Source organism: Mesorhizobium australafricanum, from assembly GCF_033977265.1.
GTDB classification, from domain to species: domain Bacteria; phylum Pseudomonadota; class Alphaproteobacteria; order Rhizobiales; family Rhizobiaceae; genus Mesorhizobium; species Mesorhizobium australafricanum.
On the sequence record NZ_JAVIIT010000004.1, the window covers coordinates 1 to 16,967 of the forward strand.

Below are 16,967 nucleotides of genomic sequence, written 5' to 3' on the forward strand. Positions count from 1 at the left end.
CCGAGCGGCTGCGCATCACGCCGACGCCGTTCCATTCGGACGCGCTGATCGCCGAATTGCAGGACGCGCTGGTCGAGACCTGGGACGCGCTGGGCATTCCCTATGCCGGCTCCGGCCGTCCCGCCGTCGTCAAGAGCGACCGGATCATTCCGTTGCTGGTGCCGAAGTCAGGCGGCTGAAGCCGTTTGAAACTCGCTCCGGCTTCAGGTCAGCTCACACACACCGTCTTCATCCATTTCGCCAGGCGATGCGCCGCTTCCTCGAGCTGATCGAGGCGGCGGTGGAAGCATAGTCTGAGGAAGGCTTCGCCGCCGGGGCCGAAGGCGGTGCCAGGCGCCAGGCCGACATTGGCATTGTCGACGATGTCGAAGGCGGCGGCGCGGGAATCGGCGATGCCGTCGACCGTGAAGAACAGATAGAAGGCGCCCTGCGGCACGGTGAAACGCGCCTTGCCGGTGGCACCCAGGATATCGCAGACGAGATCGCGCGCGGCCCGCGCGCGCTCGACTTGGCTCTCGATGAAGCCGTCACCCTCGTCGAGAGCGGCAACCGCGCCGCGCTGCATGAACTGCGCGACGCCCGAGGTCGAGTACTGGACCAGGTTTTCGAACACCTGCTGCAAGGCCGGATGGGTCTTGATCCAACCGACGCGCCAGCCGGTCATCGCCCAGTTCTTGGAGAAGCTGTTGACGAAGAGGATGCGGTCTTCGGGCGTGGCAATGTCGAGGAAGGATGGCGCGCGGCCATGGCCATAGTGAAACAGCGAATAGATCTCGTCGGCGATGATCCACAGGCCCTTTCGGCGAGCAAGATCGAGGATCGCCTGGAGGGTCTCCTTGTCGGCGGTCCAGCCGGTCGGGTTGGACGGCGTGTTGATGAACAACAGCTTCGTGCGCGATGTGATCGCCGCGGCGATCTTGTCGACATCGCAGGACCAGCCATTGCCGGACTGGTCGAGCGTGACCGGCACCGGCACGGCGCCAGCCACACCGGCGGCAGCGGCGAAATTCGGCCAGGCGGGCGAGAGGTAGATCACCTCGTCGCCGCTGCCGGCGATCGCGTCGATGGCCAGCTGGATGGCATGCATGCCGGAGGCGGTGACGATGAACTCTTCCTCGGCAAAGCTCTTGCCGAAATGCCTGGCGTAGTAGCGGGAGAGCGCCTGCCTGAGCTCGGGGATGCCCTTCTGCCAGGTGTAGAACGTCTCGCCATTGGCGAGCCCGCGTGCAGCGGCATCGCTGATAAAAGAAGGCGTCGGCAAATCGCCCTCGCCGGCCCAGAGCGGGATCAGGCCTTCGCGCAGGCGGCCGTGGTTGACGACGGCGACGATGCCGCTTTCAGGCGCCGCGAGGGCTTCGGGGCGCAATGTCTGGATGATGGTCATGGACAAATCCGTATTCGTCTCGCCAGCGCTCTTACCAGATCGCCGAAGAGAAAACCCCGGCCGCGGACGACCGGGGTTTTGGTCCAGAATGCTCGCGAGACCTATTTCTTGGCCAGTAGATCGCGGATTTCGGTCAGCAACGCGACGTCGGCCGGCGGCGGCGCGGCAGCAGGGGCGGGCTTTTCGCGCTCAAGCCGCCTGCGCATGTTGTTCACGGCCTTGACCATCAGGAAGATGATGAATGCAAGGATCAGGAAGTTCAGCACCACGGTGATGAAGCTGCCATAGGCGAAGACGGCGCCCTCTTTCTTGGCGTCGGCCAGCGCTGCCGAATGAACGTTCGAGGACAGTCCGAAGAAGTAATTGTTGAAATCCAGTCCGCCGAAGATCGCGCCGACGACCGGCATGATGATGTCGTTGACCAGCGATTCGACGATCTTGCCGAAAGCAGCGCCGATGATGACGCCGACGGCCAAGTCCATCACATTGCCCTTGGAGATGAATTCCTGGAATTCTTTCAGCATTCGACCCTCCTTGCCATGGCGGGCCGCGCTGCCGCCTCACCAGTGTCCTTCGGCACCGACCCGCGCCCACAATAACAAAAACCCCCGGTTGCAAAACCGGAAAAAGAGCGAAGGCACTGGTTTGTGTTTACGCAGCGTCATCAGCCACCTATGCGCCAAAAGCCGCGATGGACTTAAGCCTTAAGCTATGATTGCGTCTTGCTAGCCGGATAGGAGACCGGCCAGGGAGGAAGTACGGACCGTGCAAGGCTGGTTCGTCGTCATCATTGCGATCGCCTATGTGACGCTGCTTTTCGCCATCGCCAGCGTCGGCGACCGGCGTTCGGCCACGATCGGGCTCGGCCGGGCACGGCCCTTCATCTATGCGCTCAGCCTCGCCATCTACTGCACGTCCTGGACTTTCTTCGGCTCGGTCGGCCTGTCCTCCGAGCGCGGCCTCGAATTCCTCGGCATCTACATCGGCCCGGTGCTGGTCTTCGTGTTCGGCTTCCCGCTGCTCAACCGCATGATCAGGCTGGCCAAAAGCGAGAAGATCACCTCGATCGCCGACTTCCTCGGCGCCCGCTACGGCAAGAGCTTCACCGTCGCGGCGATCGCGACGCTGATCGCCACCATCGGCGCGGTGCCCTACATCGCGCTGCAGCTCAAGGCGATCTCCGGCTCCGTCAGCCTGATGGTCGAGCACTATACCGGCTCGCCGCCCTCTTTCGATCCGTTCGTCAGCGATATCTCGCTGGTGGTGGCGATGTTGCTGGCGCTGTTCGCGGTGCTGTTCGGTACCCGTCATGCCGACGCCACGGAACATCAGGACGGGCTGGTTCTGGCGGTGGCGGTCGAGACCGTGGTCAAGCTCGCCGCGTTCATCGCCATCGGCCTGATGGTGACGTTCCTGATCTTCGGCGGCCCCGGCGACATGTTCGCCAAGCTCGCCGCAAACGGCCAGGTGCGCCAGGCAATGAGCTACAGCACCTCCCTGGCCACCTGGCTGGTGCTGACCGGCTTGAGCGGCTTTGCCGTCCTGATGCTGCCACGACAGTTCTACGTCACCATCGTCGAGAACCGCGGCGAGGCGGAGCTGCGCACGGCGACCTGGGTGTTCCCGCTCTACCTGGTGGCGATCAACCTCTTCGTGCTGCCGATCGCCTTTGCCGGCCTGTCGCTGGTCGGCACCAGGACCAGCAGCGACCTTTACGTGCTGTCGCTGCCGCTGCTCAGCGGCCATGATCTGCTCGCCATGGCCGCCTTCATCGGCGGCCTGTCGGCGGCGACCGCGATGGTGATCGTCGAGAGCGTCGCGCTGTCGATCATGATCTCCAACGATCTCGTCATCCCGCTGTTCGTGCGCCGCGTGCTCAAGACCAGCGCTTCGGAGAACGAGGACTGGTCGACGCTGATCCTGAACGTCAGGCGCGCGTCGATCTTCATCATGCTGTTCATCGCCTTCCTCTACTACCGCGGGAGCACCGACAGCGCGCGGCTGTCCTCGATCGGCCTGATGTCGTTCGCGGCAATCGCGCAATTCGCACCGGCGCTGATCGGCGGGCTGATCTGGCGCCGCGCCAACGGTCGGGGAGCCGCGCTGGGCATGGTCGCCGGCATCGCGGTCTGGGGTTACACGCTTCTCTTGCCGTCGCTCGCCGGCCCCAACGCCGGCATCCTCCAGCACGGCCTGTTCGGCTTCGACGCGCTGAGGCCGCAGGCGCTGTTCGGCACTGCCGGCCAGCCGCTCAATCACGGCGTGCTGTGGAGCCTCTCGGTCAACGCGCTGTTTTTTGTCCTCGGCTCCCTCTCCCGCGCGTCCGTGCCGCTGGAGCGCATCCAGGCGGCGATCTTCGTGCCGCGCGAGGCCAGCCCGATGCCAAGCCTGCGGCGCTTTCGCACCGCCGTCACCGTCAACGACCTGAAGGACACGATTTCGCGCTATCTCGGCGTCGAGCGCACGGAGCGCTCGTTCCAGTCCTTCGAAAAGAGCGCCAACGTCTCCCTGCACGGCAAGGAGCAGGCGAGCATGGATGTCATCCGCTTCTCGGAGCAATTGCTGGCGAGCGCCGTCGGTTCGTCCTCGGCGCGGCTGATCCTGTCGCTGCTCTTCCGCCGTAACGACCGCGATTCAAAAGACGCCTTCAAGCTGCTCGACGACGCCACCGAGGCGCTGCAGCACAATCGCGACTTGCTTCAGATCGCGCTCGACCAGATGGAGCAAGGCATCACCGTCTTCGACCGTGATTTCCGCCTGATCTGCTGGAACCGGCAATACCGGCTGCTGTTCGACCTGCCGGACGAGATGGGCCAGGTCGGTGTTTCGCTCGACCGGATCCTGCGCCATCTCGCCGAGCGCGGCGATATTCCCGCCGACCAGCGCGTGACGATGCTCAACCGGCTGACCAGTTTCGCCGGCCCATGGCAGATGGAACTGAAAACCAGCGGCCGCATCCTGGAGTTGCGCTCCAACCCGATGCCCGACGGCGGCATCGTCGCCACCTATGCCGATATCTCCGGCCGGGTCGAACAGGACCTGGCGCTGAAACGGGCCAATGAATCGCTGGAGCAGCGGGTCAAGACCCGCACCATCGAGCTCACCCGCGTCAACGAGGAACTGGCGCAGGCGCAGATGCTGGCCGAGGAGGCCAACCTCGGCAAGACGCGCTTCCTCGCCGCCGCCGGCCACGACATCCTGCAGCCGCTGAACGCCGCCCGGCTTTATTGCTCGTCGCTGATCGAAAAGGCCGGCAAGGGGCCGGCCGGCAAGGCGGCGGTCAACATCGAGTCCTCGCTGGAATCCGTCGAGACCATTCTTGGCGCCGTGCTCGACATCTCGCGGCTCGACGCCGGCGCGATGAAACCCGAGGACACCGCCTTCAGCCTCGGCGGGCTGCTCGGCCAGATCGGCAATGATTTCCGCCCGCTTGCCGCCGAAAAGAAGCTCGAGCTCAAGATCATACCGTCCTCGCTCGGCGTCATGACCGACCGCAATTTATTGCGCCGGCTGATCCAGAACCTGGTTTCCAATGCGATCAAATACACGCGCGAGGGCCGCATCCTGGTGGGTGTCAGGCGGCGCGGCGAACTGGCGGAAATCCAGGTGATCGACACGGGCATCGGCATTGCCGGCGACAAGCTGAACACGGTCTTCCATGAGTTCACGCGGCTCGACGAAGGTGCGCGCGAGGCCGAAGGCCTTGGTCTGGGGCTCTCCATCGTCGACCGCATTGCCCGCGTGCTGAGGCTCGAAATCCGCATCAACTCCAACCCGGGCAAAGGCACGCGCTTTTCCGTCCTCCTGCCGGTCGCGGCGGTCGCGGCGCCGCCGCGTGAGATCGGCAAGGCGCCGGCTCGCTCCGCGTCGACGCTTGCCGGGCTCAATGTGCTCTGCATCGACAATGACGCGCGCATCCTCGACGGCATGCGGCTGCTGCTCGAAGGCTGGGGCTGCCGTGTCGAGACGGCTTCGGGATCAGGCGATCTCCTGAAGTCCGACGCGCCAAAGCCGGACCTCGTGCTTGCCGACTATCATCTCGACGGCAGCAGCGGGCTCGATGCGATCGCCACGCTGCGCGCCGCCTACGGCCAGGATCTGGCCTGCGTGCTGGTCACCGCCGACCGCTCCAGCGAGATGCGCATGGCTGCCGGCCGGCTCGACATCCCGGTCGTCAACAAGCCGCTGAAGCCGGCCGTGCTGCGCTCGATGATGGCACGCGTCAGGCCGCTGGCGCCGGCCGCGGAGTAACTTCCAGCCGCAGTCTCAACCGCCGGACAATGCCGCGCGCGACGCGCTGTCGAACGGCTTCGGCCGGGTGATGCGCTATGGCGCGGCAGGCAGCGGTTCAGCGCTCCGATTGAGGCGAACCGATCAGCCGACCGGCTGCAGCGGGTCATTGCCGATCTTGGAGAGCTGGATGACCGCCTGGGTGCGGCTGTCGACGCCGAGCTTCTGCAGGATGGCCGAGACATGCGCCTTGATGGTCGCCTCGGAGACGCCGAGCTCATAGGCGATCTGCTTGTTGAGCAGGCCTTCCGCCAGCATGCCGAGCACCCGCGTCTGCTGCGGCGTCAGCGCCTGCAGGCGCTTGATCAGGTCGGAGATTTCCGGATCGCGTTCGACACCGAGGTCGATACCGGCGGGTGCCGCGATATCGCCGGCAAGCACCGCCTGCACGGCATCGCGTATCTCCTCCATGCTGGCCGATTTGGAGATGAAGCCGGAAGCGCCGAGATCGAGGGCGCGGCGGATGGTGACGGGATCGTCATGCGCCGACACCACTACCAGCGGCACCGCCGGATGGATGCCGCGCAGCGAGATCAGGCCGGAAAGCCCGCTGGCGCCCGGCATCGACAGGTCGAGCAGCACCATGTCGACATCCTCGTTGGCCAGCACCAGCGCCTTGGCGCTTTCGAAATCGCCGGCTTCGTGGATGGCGGCAACGTCGCCGATACCGGCCAGCGCCTCCTTCAGCGCGCCGCGAAAAAGCGGATGGTCGTCGGCAATGACGAAGGTGTGGCCCGACGGCAAATATCCCTCCCCCGATCCCATCATGATTTTTTAGCTTCTTGCGGGGACCAGAATGATTATGCGGCGGCGCGGCGCGTTTTCAAGCGGCAAAGGCCGCGTTTGAGGTTTTTCCCAAGGCGGCTCAGTCGCGCCAGCGCTCAGGTCTTCTGCTGGTTCAGCTTGCCGCCGCCGTCGCCGTCTTCCTTGTCCATGTCCTTGACGATGTCCTTGAAGGTCCGGAAGAAGCGCTCCATGTAGCCCATGGTCTTGTTGAAATCCTCTTCGCTGGGCAGTTGCGATTCCAGCCGGGCGGAGAGCGAATTCTCGAGCTTGGCGACACGCGTGTCGAGCGCCTTGACCGATCTGTCCAGCCGGTCGATCTCGTCCTGGTAGGCGGCACGCTCGTCGGCCGCCATCTTGCAGACGAGCTGGCCGGAGCGCTCCTCGCAGATCGACATGGCGCCGGTCTGGGTGTCCATGCGGACATAGCCGTCGGCGGACTTCTCCAGCCGGTAGCGGTCGGTCTCTTCGGAGTAGGCGGAAGCGGCAACCAGCGAGCAGAGCGCCGCCGGGATCAGGATGTGCTGAAGACGCATATTGTCCTCCATGAGCCAGTAAAGGCGGCCTATCACAGGTTTGCGCCGGAAATGGGGAAGAGTCGAGCTTGAGCCTTCCCCGTGCCTTCGGTTCGGACTATAGCGCGACAATGTCTCAGATTATCTACAAGATCACGCCCGAGGCGCTTTGGCGCGAAGCCGAGACGAACGGGCGCTTCACCGGCGCGCCGATCGACGTTGCCGACGGCTTCATCCATTTCTCCACCACGAGCCAAGTGCGCGAGACGGCGGCCAAGCATTTTGCCGGCCAGACGGACCTTGTGCTGATCGCCATCGACGGGAACCGGCTGGGCGAAGCGCTGAAATACGAGGTGTCGCGCGGCGGCGCCCTGTTTCCGCATCTCTATGCTCCGCTCGCTCTCGATGCCGTTCTCTGGGTGAAACCGCTGCCGCTCGGCGCCAACGGCCACGAATTCCCGGCGCTGGAGGGCAAATGAGCGTGCTCGACCGGATCGGCCAGAAGCTGCTTTTCTCCTTCGATCCGGAGACAGCGCATGGCATGTCGATCGCGGCGCTGCGCTGCGGCCTGCCGATTGGCGCGACGGCGACGCGCGACGCGCGGCTGCCGACGCATGACGCGCGGCTCAAGGTCAGTCTCTGCGGCCTCGATTTCCCGAATCCGCTCGGCATGGCGGCCGGTTACGACAAAAATGCCGAAGTGCCGGACGCGCTGCTTGGGCTCGGCTTCGGCTTCGCCGAGGTCGGCACCATCACGCCGCTGCCGCAATCGGGCAATCCGAAGCCGCGCATCTTCCGGCTGACGGCGGACGAAGCGGTGATCAACCGGCTGGGCTTCAACAATGAAGGCCACGCGGCTGCCGAAAAACGCCTTGCCGCACGCAAGGGGCGGCCGGGCGTCGTCGGCGTCAACATCGGCGCCAACAAGGACAGCGCCGACCGCATCAGCGACTATGAGCGCGGTGTCGTCCGCTTCGCGCCCTATGCCAGCTATCTCACCGTCAACATCTCCTCGCCCAACACGCCGGGCCTGCGCAACATGCAGGCGCGCGAGCAACTCGGCGAATTGCTGTCGCGGGTGACGGCCGCGCGTGCCGCGGCCCCCGCGCAACCGGCTATCTTCCTCAAGATCGCGCCGGACCTGATCGAAGCAGAACTGGAAGACATCGCGGCGGAGGTCATCGAGAAGAAGATCGACGGCGTCATCGTCTCCAACACGACGCTTGCGCGAGCCGGATTGCGCAGCACGACCGTGGCCGGCGAGACCGGCGGCCTTTCGGGCAAGCCACTGTTCGAGCGCTCCACCGCTGTGCTCGCCAGGATGCGCAAGCTGCTCGGGCCGAACATGGCCATCATCGGTGTCGGCGGCGTCGATTCCACCGAGACGGCGTTGGAGAAGATCCGAGCCGGCGCCGATCTCGTCCAACTCTACACCGGCATGATCTATGCCGGGCCGGCGCTGCCCGGGCGCATCGTTGCCGGCATGGCGCGGTTTGCGGAGCGCGAGCGGCTCGGCTCGATCAGGGATCTGCGCGACTCTGCTTGCGAGCACTGGGCTGCAAAGCCGATCAGCTGAACGCTGTGCGCACCCTGAGCCGCAGAACCGCCAGCAGGCTCAGCCCCCGCACCAGCAGGAAGACATGCAGCGATGCCCACAGGCCGTCGTTGCCGAAGGCCGGGGCGAGGGTGATGAGCGCGGCGCTGAAGGCGAGAAACGACAACAGCATCATGTTGCGCATGTCGCGCGACCATGTGGCGCCGATGAACACGCCGTCCATCTGGAAGGCGAGCACGCCGCTCAGCGCCGTGAAAGCCGCCCAGGGCAGATAGGTGTCGGCGATGGCGCGAACTTCTTGAGACGTCGTCACCAGTGCCACCAGACCGGCGCCCGCGGTCAGCAGGACGAGCGTGGCGATGCCGGCAAGGGCAAAACCCCAGATCAGCGTCAGCCGGACCGCCTGCCGGAACGGGGCGGGCGCATGCGCGCCGATGGCGCGGCCGGCGAGCTGTTCGGCGGCGGTGGCGAAACCGTCTAGGAAATAGCCGGCGATGAGGAAGAAATTCATCAGCACGGCGTTGGCGGCAAGCGTCACCGTGCCGAACTGCGCGCCCTGCCGCGTGAACAACGCGAAGGCCGCAAGCAGCGAGAAGGAGCGGATCATGATGTCGCGGTTGAGCGACAGCATGCGCCGGTAGGCCGGCAGGTCGAGGATGCGCCGGCGCGAGGGCCGCTCCAGCTTGCGGAAGCGGCTGAGCACGATGGCGAGGCCAAGCAGCATGGCCAGGAATTCGCCCGTAACCGTCGCCCAGGCGACGCCGGCGACGCCCCAGCCGAGCTCGAGGCCGAGCAGGAAGCAGAGCGCGATGTTGATGCCGTTGAGCACCGCTTGCAGCATCAGGCCGAGCCCGCCTTCGCCGCGTCCCAGCACGTAGCCCAGTATGGCGTAGTTGATCAGCGAGAAGGGCGCGGCGAGCAGTCTGATGCGGATATAGACCGACATTGCCGCGCCGACGCGCGGCTCGGCGCCCATGAACCATTGGCCGGCGACGGCAAAGAGTGGCGAAAGGGCGGCAAGCACGACACCTGCGACGACCGCGATCAGCACGGCGCGCCACAGCACCGCCTGCTCTTCCAGCGCATCGCCGCGCCCGAAGGCCTGAGCGACAAGGCCGGTGGTGCCCGAACGCAGGAAATTGAACGTGGTGAAGACGACATCGAAGACGAGCGATCCCGCCGCCAGGCCGCCGAGCAGGGCCGCATCGCCGAACTGGCCGACCACCGCCGTGTCGACGATGCCAAGCAGCGGCGTCGTCAGATAGGCAAGCGTCATCGGCACAGCGATCGCCAACACCGAACGGTTGGTGACGGCGAAGGACCTGACGTTGGCTTGGGTTGCATCCAAGGGGATTGCGGCCTGGCTGATTGCGGCTTGATCGAGGAACCGATGTGCCCCAGTTTGCCCGCGTCACGCAACCACCATCCGCCGAACTGCCAACCGAATTTTCTGCTGTTCTTACGCAATTCCCGACGGAAAACCGTTTCACACTTTTCCTGGAATTGCTCCAGGCTGGCGCAGGCTTCCCGATCCATGCCGCTGCAGATCGTCCATCACCCCGACTATGACGCCGGCTTCGCCGTCAACCATCGCTTTCCGATGAGCAAATATCCGCTGTTGATGGAGGCTTTGCGCTTACGCGGTCTGGCTGTGCCGGGGGCGCTTTCAATGCCCGAGCCGGCGCCGGCGGCGTGGCTGAAGCTTGCCCATGCAGGCGAGTATGTCGACCAGGTGATCGCCTGCCAAGTGCCGGCGAAAATCGAGCGTGAGATCGGCTTTCCGATCGGCCCGCGCGTGTCGCTGCGGGCGCAGCTCGCCACCGCCGGGACCGTGCTGGCGGCGCGACTGGCGCTGAGACACGGCATTGCCTGCAACGCCGCCGGCGGCAGCCACCATGCACGGCGCGCGCAAGGCGCCGGCTTCTGCACCTTCAACGATGTCGCCGTCGCCTCGTTGACGCTGCTTGCGGAAGGTGCCATCGAAAACGCATTGATTGTCGATCTCGACGTGCATCAGGGCGACGGCACGGCCGACATCTTGAGTGACGAACCACGTGCCTTCACCTTTTCCATGCATGGCGAGCGCAACTACCCGGTGCGTAAGATCGCCTCGGACCTCGACGTCGCCTTGCCGGACGGCACCGGCACCGACGCCTATCTCGAGCGGCTCGCCGCCATCCTGCCGGAACTATCCGGGCAAAGGCGCTGGGACATCGTCTTCTACATTGCCGGCGTAGATGTCCACGCCGAGGACAGGCTCGGCCGGCTGGCGCTGACCGACGACGGCCTGCAGGCCCGCGAAGACATGGTCATCGGCCATTTCCGCAACCGCGGCGTGCCGCTATGCGGCGTCATCGGCGGCGGCTACTCGACCGACGTGCCGGCGCTGGCCGCGCGTCATGCCATCCTCTTCGAGGTGGCCGCCCGACACGCCGCAGATTACTAAATCTAGGCAGTAGGGAATAGGCAGTGGGCAATAGGGAAAGACAGCCCTACTGCCTACTGCCTACTGCCTACTGCCTACTACTTCCTGTAGCTAGCGATCCGGAGCAGGATGAAGACCGGCACGACGATCGCGGCGCCGAGCAGGATATAGCCCAGGAAGCGGTCGATGGCGTGGAAGCCCAGATTCCACAAATCGACGAAGAACTGGCGGATGCCATAGAAAACATCCATCGGCGACCAGCCGAAGGCGTGCATGACGAGGCCGACGAGGAAAGAGACCACGAGCAGCTTCAGGAGCACCCTGAGCGGCGTGTCGCCTAGAAAGCGCGTCAGTGCGGACAAGGCCATTCTCCGGTTCGAGCCGCCCGATTCGGCAGCGCAGCCCAGAAATACGCACTCGATTGTCCGCCATCAAGCGGCCAGGAGGACAGTCCAGGCCGGCGCGAACGCTTAATTTCGCGTAAACAGAAACGCAGCAAATTGCTGAAAATAAATAGAAAAATCTTCATTTTGCCGACCCGCGCAATGTGCCGGCAATTTTCGCCTGACAGATAGAGCTGGTCTTTCGAGCAGTGCGTCGCAACGGAAGTTCGGACCGCAAGGCAGGCGCTTTGCGGCAGAAGGATTTTTTCCTGCGAGAGACAAGCGAACCGGAGCGGTCATCCCAAGAGCCGTCTCCACGGGTCAATCCGCGCATGGTGTTGCCCTGCGCCTATGCGTTTGGAGTGTGGAACGTGTTTTGTCGAACCAAGATTGCCTTTACGGCGGCTTTTGCCGTCGGTCTCAGCGGGACGGCTATGGCCGCCGACCTCTCCCCCACCTACAACGATCCACCCGCCTTCCAGTGGAGCGGCGCCTATGTCGGCGTACATGGCGGAACGGCCTTCACCAAGATGCCCAATCCGTTTGCCGGCCGGAATGGCTGGAGCGGCGGGCTGCAGGCCGGCTACAACATACAGACGGGTCCGGCCGTGTTCGGCGCCGAGCTCGAAGGCTCCTATCTCGGCGGCGCCGAGCACAATGTCGAGGGCGGCAAGATCAAGGAGAAATGGCGCGCCGCCGCCAAGGCCAAGGCGGGTCTCGCCTTCGATCAGACGCTGGTCTTCGGCACCGCCGGCGTCGCGATGACCACTTTCGACAAAGCAGGCGGGGTGCGCGACACCGACAGCCGCAAGCTCGGCTACCTGGTCGGCGCAGGCGTCGAGCAGGCCTTCGCCGGCGGCCTCTCAGCCAAGATAGAGTACGACTACATCCGCACACCCAATGTGGAAACGAGATCGGCCTTCGGCACAGCGAAGACCGGTATAGGCAGCCAGGAGTTGAAGGCCGGGATCAACTACCGCTTCTAGCTCGTGGCGCGCCGGAGAGCAGTTTTCCGTGGCGGCTGCCCGCCGATCTCCACCACGGGAAACTGCCTTTCCTCGCCATCGGTGAAGCGACGGCCGCCCATGCCCGCCGCGTAATGTCGATGCAATTTTCATCGTCTAGCTCAAGGCGCTCTCAACGACGGGAACGAAACATGCCCATATCACCGAAGGGCCTCAGATGGGCGCCGAAGGCCTTCCTTGCGGCAGCGCTTTTGTCCATATCGCCTGGCGCATCAGCTGCTCGACCATCAGCTGTTCGAGCGCCCCGACGAACAACGCCAGATCGTCGATCTCGGCGAGCTTGCCCGCCAGGTGGCAGCCGACTTCGCGCCTTTGGCCATCGAAGCCGGCTACGACCTCGGCTTCGAGCCTCCGGCCGGCGAGGTCCATGTCGAGGTGAATGGCACGCAGATCGAGCGCGCGCTGGCGAACCTGGTGCGCAACGCCATCGACCATGGCGGCGGCAGCGGCGCGATCACGGTCGCCGTCGACGAGAGCGGTGGCGTCGAAGTGCGCGACGAAGGTCCGCCGGAGGAGCGGGAAAATGTGTTCCAGCCCTTCTATCGCCTGCAGCCGCAGTCGCGCGGCGCGGGCCTCGGCCTCAATCTCGCCCGGCAGATCGCGCATCTGCATGGCGGCTCGATCAGGATATTGAGCGGCGGGTGGCGAGGTGCGCGCGTGCGTATGCAACTGCCCACCTTGCCGTCATAAGCGGTTCTGTTTTGCCGATTGCTTGAGGCAGCGCCATCATGGTAACGAGGGCTCGCGCGGGTATGATGTAATGGTAGCCTGTCAGCTTCCCAAGCTGAACGCGCGGGTTCGATTCCCGCTACCCGCTCCAGTCTCCGCAAATATCTAGGCCGATATCGGCCATGCTTCATGACCGACATTGACATGGAGCCGGCTTGCCGCCAGCAATTGCTTGCGCTTAAGCGACGCAGCATCCTGGATATCTTGATGGCTCTGCCCGCATAATTCGCCTGCTCCAGGGTCAAACGGAGCTGTACTGGTCGGCCAGGGTCGGCTATCGGCGCATCCATGGCGATGTTTAGAGAACTTAGAACAAAACTGGGCTTGAGAAAGCCATACCCCGGCAGGCATGTCATTATAGGCAGAAAGACCTACGGCGTCGACTTTGGCAACATTTTCCAGGCGACTGCAGAGGCGCCTGTTAGCATTGGAAGCTATTGTTCGATCGCTGCTGGCGTCCTTTTTATCGCAGCCGGCGAGCACCCGATGTCTTCGGTATCCAGCTACCCTTTTCCAGACGCTCACCGATTCGGACCGCCCACGCGTGACATCGCAAAGGGTCCAATCACCGTAGGGAATGACGTGTGGATCGGTTCCCGCGCCATTGTTTTATCCGGTGTGAAGATAGGTGATGGCGCGGTCGTCGGCGCAGGCGCCGTGGTCACAAAAGATGTTCAGCCATACGCCGTGGTCGCCGGCAACCCTGCCAAGCTAATCCGGCATCGGTTTGAGCCGAAAGTCATAGAAGGACTCCTAGCCATCCGCTGGTGGGATTGGAGCGACGATCAAATCGAAGCGGCGATGCCTGATTTCCACACCTCGGTCTCTGAATTCGTCTCGAAGTACCTGGCTGCGTAACCGATCAACGGGGTGATGGGTCTTGCACGGTCGCCTTGCAAGACCCATCCCTTCAACGCCTCTTGCGCCTGAACTACAGCCAGAAGCCGATCCATACGCGCTCGCGCCAGCAGCGGCGGCGCCAGCGGCCATGACGCCAATAGCGACGGCAGACCCTTCTCCACCCACGGCGCCGTCTGCGGCGACGAGGGCCGTAATGCCAATGACGATGGTAAACCTGCTCCAGTTCGGCTCGATCGTCCCCGTCCTCGAAAACGGTTCGATCCGGCTTGTCGAGTTCGTCCAGGATTCCGTTGCCGGCGGGAATTCCGGCAACCGCCTTGCTTGGTCCGGCCAGGCCTGCAAGTGCAGCCGCCCCCGCCACGCCAAGCATTCCAGTCAGAAACAATCGACGTTCCATCAAAACCTCCCGAGCTGTTGAGCATCGGCTGCTCTTCCCTCACCCGCAACGGGCTCAAGCGAGCCGCCGATCGGTTTGAACGTACAAGTAGCATTCTCGTTCCATTACCCCACTTCGCGCAAAATGAAGTCGTGCAGCATTTTTGCGGCCGGCGAGAGCACGCGATTCTTGATCGTGATCAGGCTGTAGGGCCGGACCTCGATGTCGAACTCGGTCTGCACGACGTCGATGGCACCGGCCAGCCCGTCCGGCCCCTGGATGAACTTGGCGACCTGGATCGACACCGGCGCGATGGCGTCGGACTGCGCCACCATGACCAAAGTGAGCAACAGCGAAGACGTGTTGAGGATGCGGTCGGGAAGCGGAATGTCGCGGTTGAGGAAATTGCTTTCCATGGCCTGGCGCAGCGGCGAGCCGCCGGACTGGAACACCCAGTCATAGCCGGCCGTCTCCTCCAGCCGCACCGCCTTGCCGCTGGCCAGCGGGTGGCCGCGGCGCACGATGAGGCAGGCCTTCTCGACACCGATGACGCGCGATTCGAAAAGCCGAGGATTGAGGTCGTCGGGGATGCGCGCGATGATGAAATCGTGCCGCGACGCAATCAGCTCGCGGGCAAGCACGTTCGAGGTCTCGACCTGCATGGTGATCTCGATGCGCGGATAGATGCGGCGGATCTCGCGGATCGCCGGCACCGCGAGTTCGATCGCCGGCGCCGTCACCGCGCCGAGGAACACCGAGCCGCCCTTGCCGGCCTTTAGCTCGGAAATCTCGCGATCTGCCTCCCGCATTTCGAGCAGGATCGAGCGGGCGCGCCGGGCGAGCGCCTGGCCATAAGGGGTCAGCGTCACGCCGCGCGGCAGCCGCTCGCACAACTTCACGTCGAGCACCGCCTCCATCTCGGCGATCATGCGCGAGGCGGCCGGCTGGGAGATGTTCATGACCTGCGCGGCGGCGCTCACCCGTCCGTGATCGTCCAGGGCGGCGATCATGCGCATGTGGCGAAGACTCAGGCCGCTGCGCAGCAGCGTCTCGCCGTCTCCCGGCAATTTCTCGTAACTAACTGAGATCGCGTCGGAATCGCGCAGTGCCGCCATGATTTGGAACCTCTCCACCGGGCTTATATCAGTCCTTTAAGCTATACCGGTTCCGATATAGCAACCAGCGAAGATCGCATTTGACAGTTATGTCAAAGGAACCCAACCTCTGCGCGTTCCGAGGCGCAACAGTCGGCAACGAGCGAATTCGTATCGATTGAAACTGCGTCGCGGGACCGATTGGGAGGATACCGGAGATCGATAAAGCCGACAGTGGCGCGCCAGCGCACCTGCTCGACTGCGCGCCCCGCGAAGCCCCGAGGTGTCGCGTCCATCAACCAGGGAGAGTAATGTGAAGATCATCAAGACGCTGGCCGCCGTCGCGGCCCTTGGCATCGCCGCCATGACCTATTCGGCGCATGCAGCCGACAAGGGTCTCGTCGGCGTGCTGATGCCGACCAAGACCTCGCAGCGCTGGATCAACGACGGCGATGCCGTCAAGTCCCAGCTCGAAGCGCTCGGCTACACGGTCGACCTGCAGTATGCGCAGGACGATATCCCGAACCAGCTCAGCCAGCTGGAAAACGAAATCACCAAGGGCCCGAAGGCGCTTATCATCGCTTCGATCGACGGCACCACCATGGCCGACGCGCTGCAGAAGGCCAATGACGCAGGCGTCGTCGTCGTCGCCTATGACCGCCTGATCAAGAAGACCAAGAATGTCGACTACTACACCACTTTTGACAATTTCGGCGTCGGCGTCATCCAGGCGAACTCGCTGGTCAAGGGCCTCAAGGAGCGTTTCCCGAACACCAAGCCGTGGAACGTCGAACTGTTCGGCGGCTCGCCCGACGACAACAACGCCTTCTTCTTCTACAACGGCGCAATGTCGGTCCTGCAGCCGCTGATCGACGACGGCTCGATCAAGATCAAGTCCGGCCAGATGGGCATGGACAAGGTCGGCACGCTGCGCTGGCTCGCCGCCACCGCCCAGGCCCGCATGGACAACCTGCTCTCGGCCAACTACTCGGACGGCAGCCGCGTCGATGGCGTTCTGTCGCCCTATGACGGCCTGTCGCGCGGCATCACCGCCTCGCTGCGCGCCGTCGGCTACGGCACGGAGGCACAGCCCTGGCCGATCGTGACCGGTCAGGACGCCGAGACCGCCTCGGTCAAGCTGATCATCTCGGGCGAGCAGTATTCGACGGTGTTCAAGGACACCCGCGAACTGGCCAAGGCCACCGTGCAGCTGGTCGACAAGGTGCTCTCCGGCGGCAAGCCGGACGGCCTCGACGAAAAGACCTACAACAACGACGTCAAGGTCGTTCCCTCGATCCTGTTGACGCCGCATGAGGTCGACAAGTCGAACTACAAGGAGCAGGTCGTCGACTCCGGCTACATCAAGGCCGACGAACTGAAGTAATCCAGCCTCAAAGGAAGGGGTCCTGCGCGACGCAGGGCCCCTTTTCGTTCACAAGCGACCCCGGTATTGTTTTTTGCCGGCTTCTGCAGCGCCATGCGCCATCGCGGCGCTGACCAGACTGCAGTATGTTGATTTCGCGCATGACGCTTTCCGCGAATGGAAG

The 16,967-nt window shown here is 64.0% G+C and carries 16 protein-coding genes, 1 tRNA gene and 1 pseudogene; 10 read left to right on the plus strand and 8 right to left on the minus strand.

The window, feature by feature from the left end; translation table 11 throughout:
• Nucleotides 1-179 (plus strand): annotated as a pseudogene (locus RFM98_RS09290) (5-aminolevulinate synthase); the annotation flags it as partial.
• 29 nt (nucleotides 180-208) lie between these two features.
• Here the strand turns inward: RFM98_RS09290 and RFM98_RS09295 are convergent.
• Both RFM98_RS09295 and mscL read right to left on the minus strand, forming a co-directional pair.
• Nucleotides 209-1,384 (minus strand): pyridoxal phosphate-dependent aminotransferase, encoded by a 1,176-nt coding sequence (locus tag RFM98_RS09295; protein WP_320308594.1) that lies wholly within the window; start codon nucleotides 1,382-1,384, stop codon nucleotides 209-211.
• 101 nt (nucleotides 1,385-1,485) lie between these two features.
• Complete coding sequence (mscL, locus tag RFM98_RS09300; RefSeq protein WP_320308595.1) at nucleotides 1,486-1,908, minus strand: large conductance mechanosensitive channel protein MscL; 423 nt, start codon at nucleotides 1,906-1,908, stop codon at nucleotides 1,486-1,488.
• Nucleotides 1,909-2,149: 241 nt separating this feature from the next.
• Between mscL and RFM98_RS09305 the strand changes: the two genes are divergently transcribed.
• Nucleotides 2,150-5,635, plus strand: a complete 3,486-nt coding sequence (locus tag RFM98_RS09305; RefSeq protein ID WP_320308596.1) for a PAS domain-containing hybrid sensor histidine kinase/response regulator — start codon at nucleotides 2,150-2,152, stop codon at nucleotides 5,633-5,635.
• A 123-nt stretch (nucleotides 5,636-5,758) separates the two neighbouring features.
• Here the strand turns inward: RFM98_RS09305 and RFM98_RS09310 are convergent, their stop codons facing one another.
• Nucleotides 5,759-6,418 (minus strand): response regulator transcription factor, encoded by a 660-nt coding sequence (locus RFM98_RS09310; protein ID WP_320308933.1) that lies wholly within the window; start codon nucleotides 6,416-6,418, stop codon nucleotides 5,759-5,761.
• A gap of 137 nt (nucleotides 6,419-6,555) precedes the next feature.
• Nucleotides 6,556-6,993 carry a hypothetical protein gene (locus RFM98_RS09315; protein ID WP_320216665.1) on the minus strand — a complete coding sequence of 146 codons (438 nt, stop codon included), beginning with the start codon at nucleotides 6,991-6,993 and terminating at the stop codon, nucleotides 6,556-6,558.
• Nucleotides 6,994-7,103: 110 nt separating this feature from the next.
• Here RFM98_RS09315 and RFM98_RS09320 point away from each other — a divergent pair, with 110 nt between their 5' ends.
• Nucleotides 7,104-7,451, plus strand: coding sequence for a DUF952 domain-containing protein (locus RFM98_RS09320; protein ID WP_320308597.1), 348 nt, complete (start codon nucleotides 7,104-7,106; stop codon nucleotides 7,449-7,451).
• Nucleotides 7,448-8,548, plus strand: coding sequence for a quinone-dependent dihydroorotate dehydrogenase (locus RFM98_RS09325; RefSeq protein ID WP_320308598.1), 1,101 nt, complete (start codon nucleotides 7,448-7,450; stop codon nucleotides 8,546-8,548). The genes RFM98_RS09320 and RFM98_RS09325 overlap by 4 nt, the downstream gene beginning before the upstream one ends.
• Here the strand turns inward: RFM98_RS09325 and RFM98_RS09330 are convergent.
• Nucleotides 8,541-9,875 carry an MATE family efflux transporter gene (locus RFM98_RS09330; RefSeq protein ID WP_320308599.1) on the minus strand — a complete coding sequence of 445 codons (1,335 nt, stop codon included), beginning with the start codon at nucleotides 9,873-9,875 and terminating at the stop codon, nucleotides 8,541-8,543. The genes RFM98_RS09325 and RFM98_RS09330 overlap by 8 nt on opposite strands.
• 186 nt (nucleotides 9,876-10,061) lie before the next feature.
• On the opposite strand from RFM98_RS09330, the gene RFM98_RS09335 reads away from it, so the two are divergent.
• Nucleotides 10,062-10,973, plus strand: a complete 912-nt coding sequence (locus RFM98_RS09335) for a histone deacetylase family protein (RefSeq protein WP_320308600.1) — start codon at nucleotides 10,062-10,064, stop codon at nucleotides 10,971-10,973.
• A 77-nt stretch (nucleotides 10,974-11,050) separates the two neighbouring features.
• Here the strand turns inward: RFM98_RS09335 and RFM98_RS09340 are convergent, their stop codons facing one another.
• Complete coding sequence (locus RFM98_RS09340) at nucleotides 11,051-11,320, minus strand: DUF6460 domain-containing protein (RefSeq protein WP_224714515.1); 270 nt, start codon at nucleotides 11,318-11,320, stop codon at nucleotides 11,051-11,053.
• A gap of 347 nt (nucleotides 11,321-11,667) precedes the next feature.
• On the opposite strand from RFM98_RS09340, the gene RFM98_RS09345 reads away from it, so the two are divergent.
• The 4 genes from RFM98_RS09345 to RFM98_RS09360 all read left to right on the plus strand — a co-directional run bounded on the left by RFM98_RS09345 (nucleotide 11,668) and on the right by RFM98_RS09360 (nucleotide 13,947).
• Nucleotides 11,668-12,321, plus strand: a complete 654-nt coding sequence (locus RFM98_RS09345; RefSeq protein WP_320308601.1) for an outer membrane protein — start codon at nucleotides 11,668-11,670, stop codon at nucleotides 12,319-12,321.
• A 216-nt stretch (nucleotides 12,322-12,537) separates the two neighbouring features.
• Nucleotides 12,538-13,050 (plus strand): sensor histidine kinase, encoded by a 513-nt coding sequence (locus RFM98_RS09350; RefSeq protein WP_320308602.1) that lies wholly within the window; start codon nucleotides 12,538-12,540, stop codon nucleotides 13,048-13,050.
• Between the two features lie 56 nt (nucleotides 13,051-13,106).
• Nucleotides 13,107-13,180, plus strand: a tRNA-Gly gene (locus tag RFM98_RS09355).
• Between the two features lie 197 nt (nucleotides 13,181-13,377).
• Nucleotides 13,378-13,947, plus strand: a complete 570-nt coding sequence (locus RFM98_RS09360; protein WP_320308603.1) for a CatB-related O-acetyltransferase — start codon at nucleotides 13,378-13,380, stop codon at nucleotides 13,945-13,947.
• 73 nt (nucleotides 13,948-14,020) lie between these two features.
• Here the strand turns inward: RFM98_RS09360 and RFM98_RS09365 are convergent, their stop codons facing one another.
• On the minus strand, nucleotides 14,021-14,347 hold the full coding sequence (locus RFM98_RS09365; RefSeq protein WP_320308604.1) for a protamine-2 (modular protein): 327 nt from the start codon (nucleotides 14,345-14,347) through the stop codon (nucleotides 14,021-14,023).
• 104 nt (nucleotides 14,348-14,451) lie between these two features.
• A complete protein-coding gene (locus tag RFM98_RS09370) occupies nucleotides 14,452-15,441 on the minus strand; it encodes a LysR family transcriptional regulator (RefSeq protein WP_320308605.1) in 990 nt (329 codons plus the stop codon).
• Nucleotides 15,442-15,733: 292 nt separating this feature from the next.
• Here RFM98_RS09370 and chvE point away from each other — a divergent pair, with 292 nt between their 5' ends.
• The gene (gene chvE / locus RFM98_RS09375) at nucleotides 15,734-16,804 is read left to right on the plus strand and encodes a multiple monosaccharide ABC transporter substrate-binding protein (RefSeq protein ID WP_320308606.1); all 1,071 of its coding nucleotides are present in this window, start codon (nucleotides 15,734-15,736) and stop codon (nucleotides 16,802-16,804) included.
• Nucleotides 16,805-16,967: the final 163 nt, after the last annotated feature.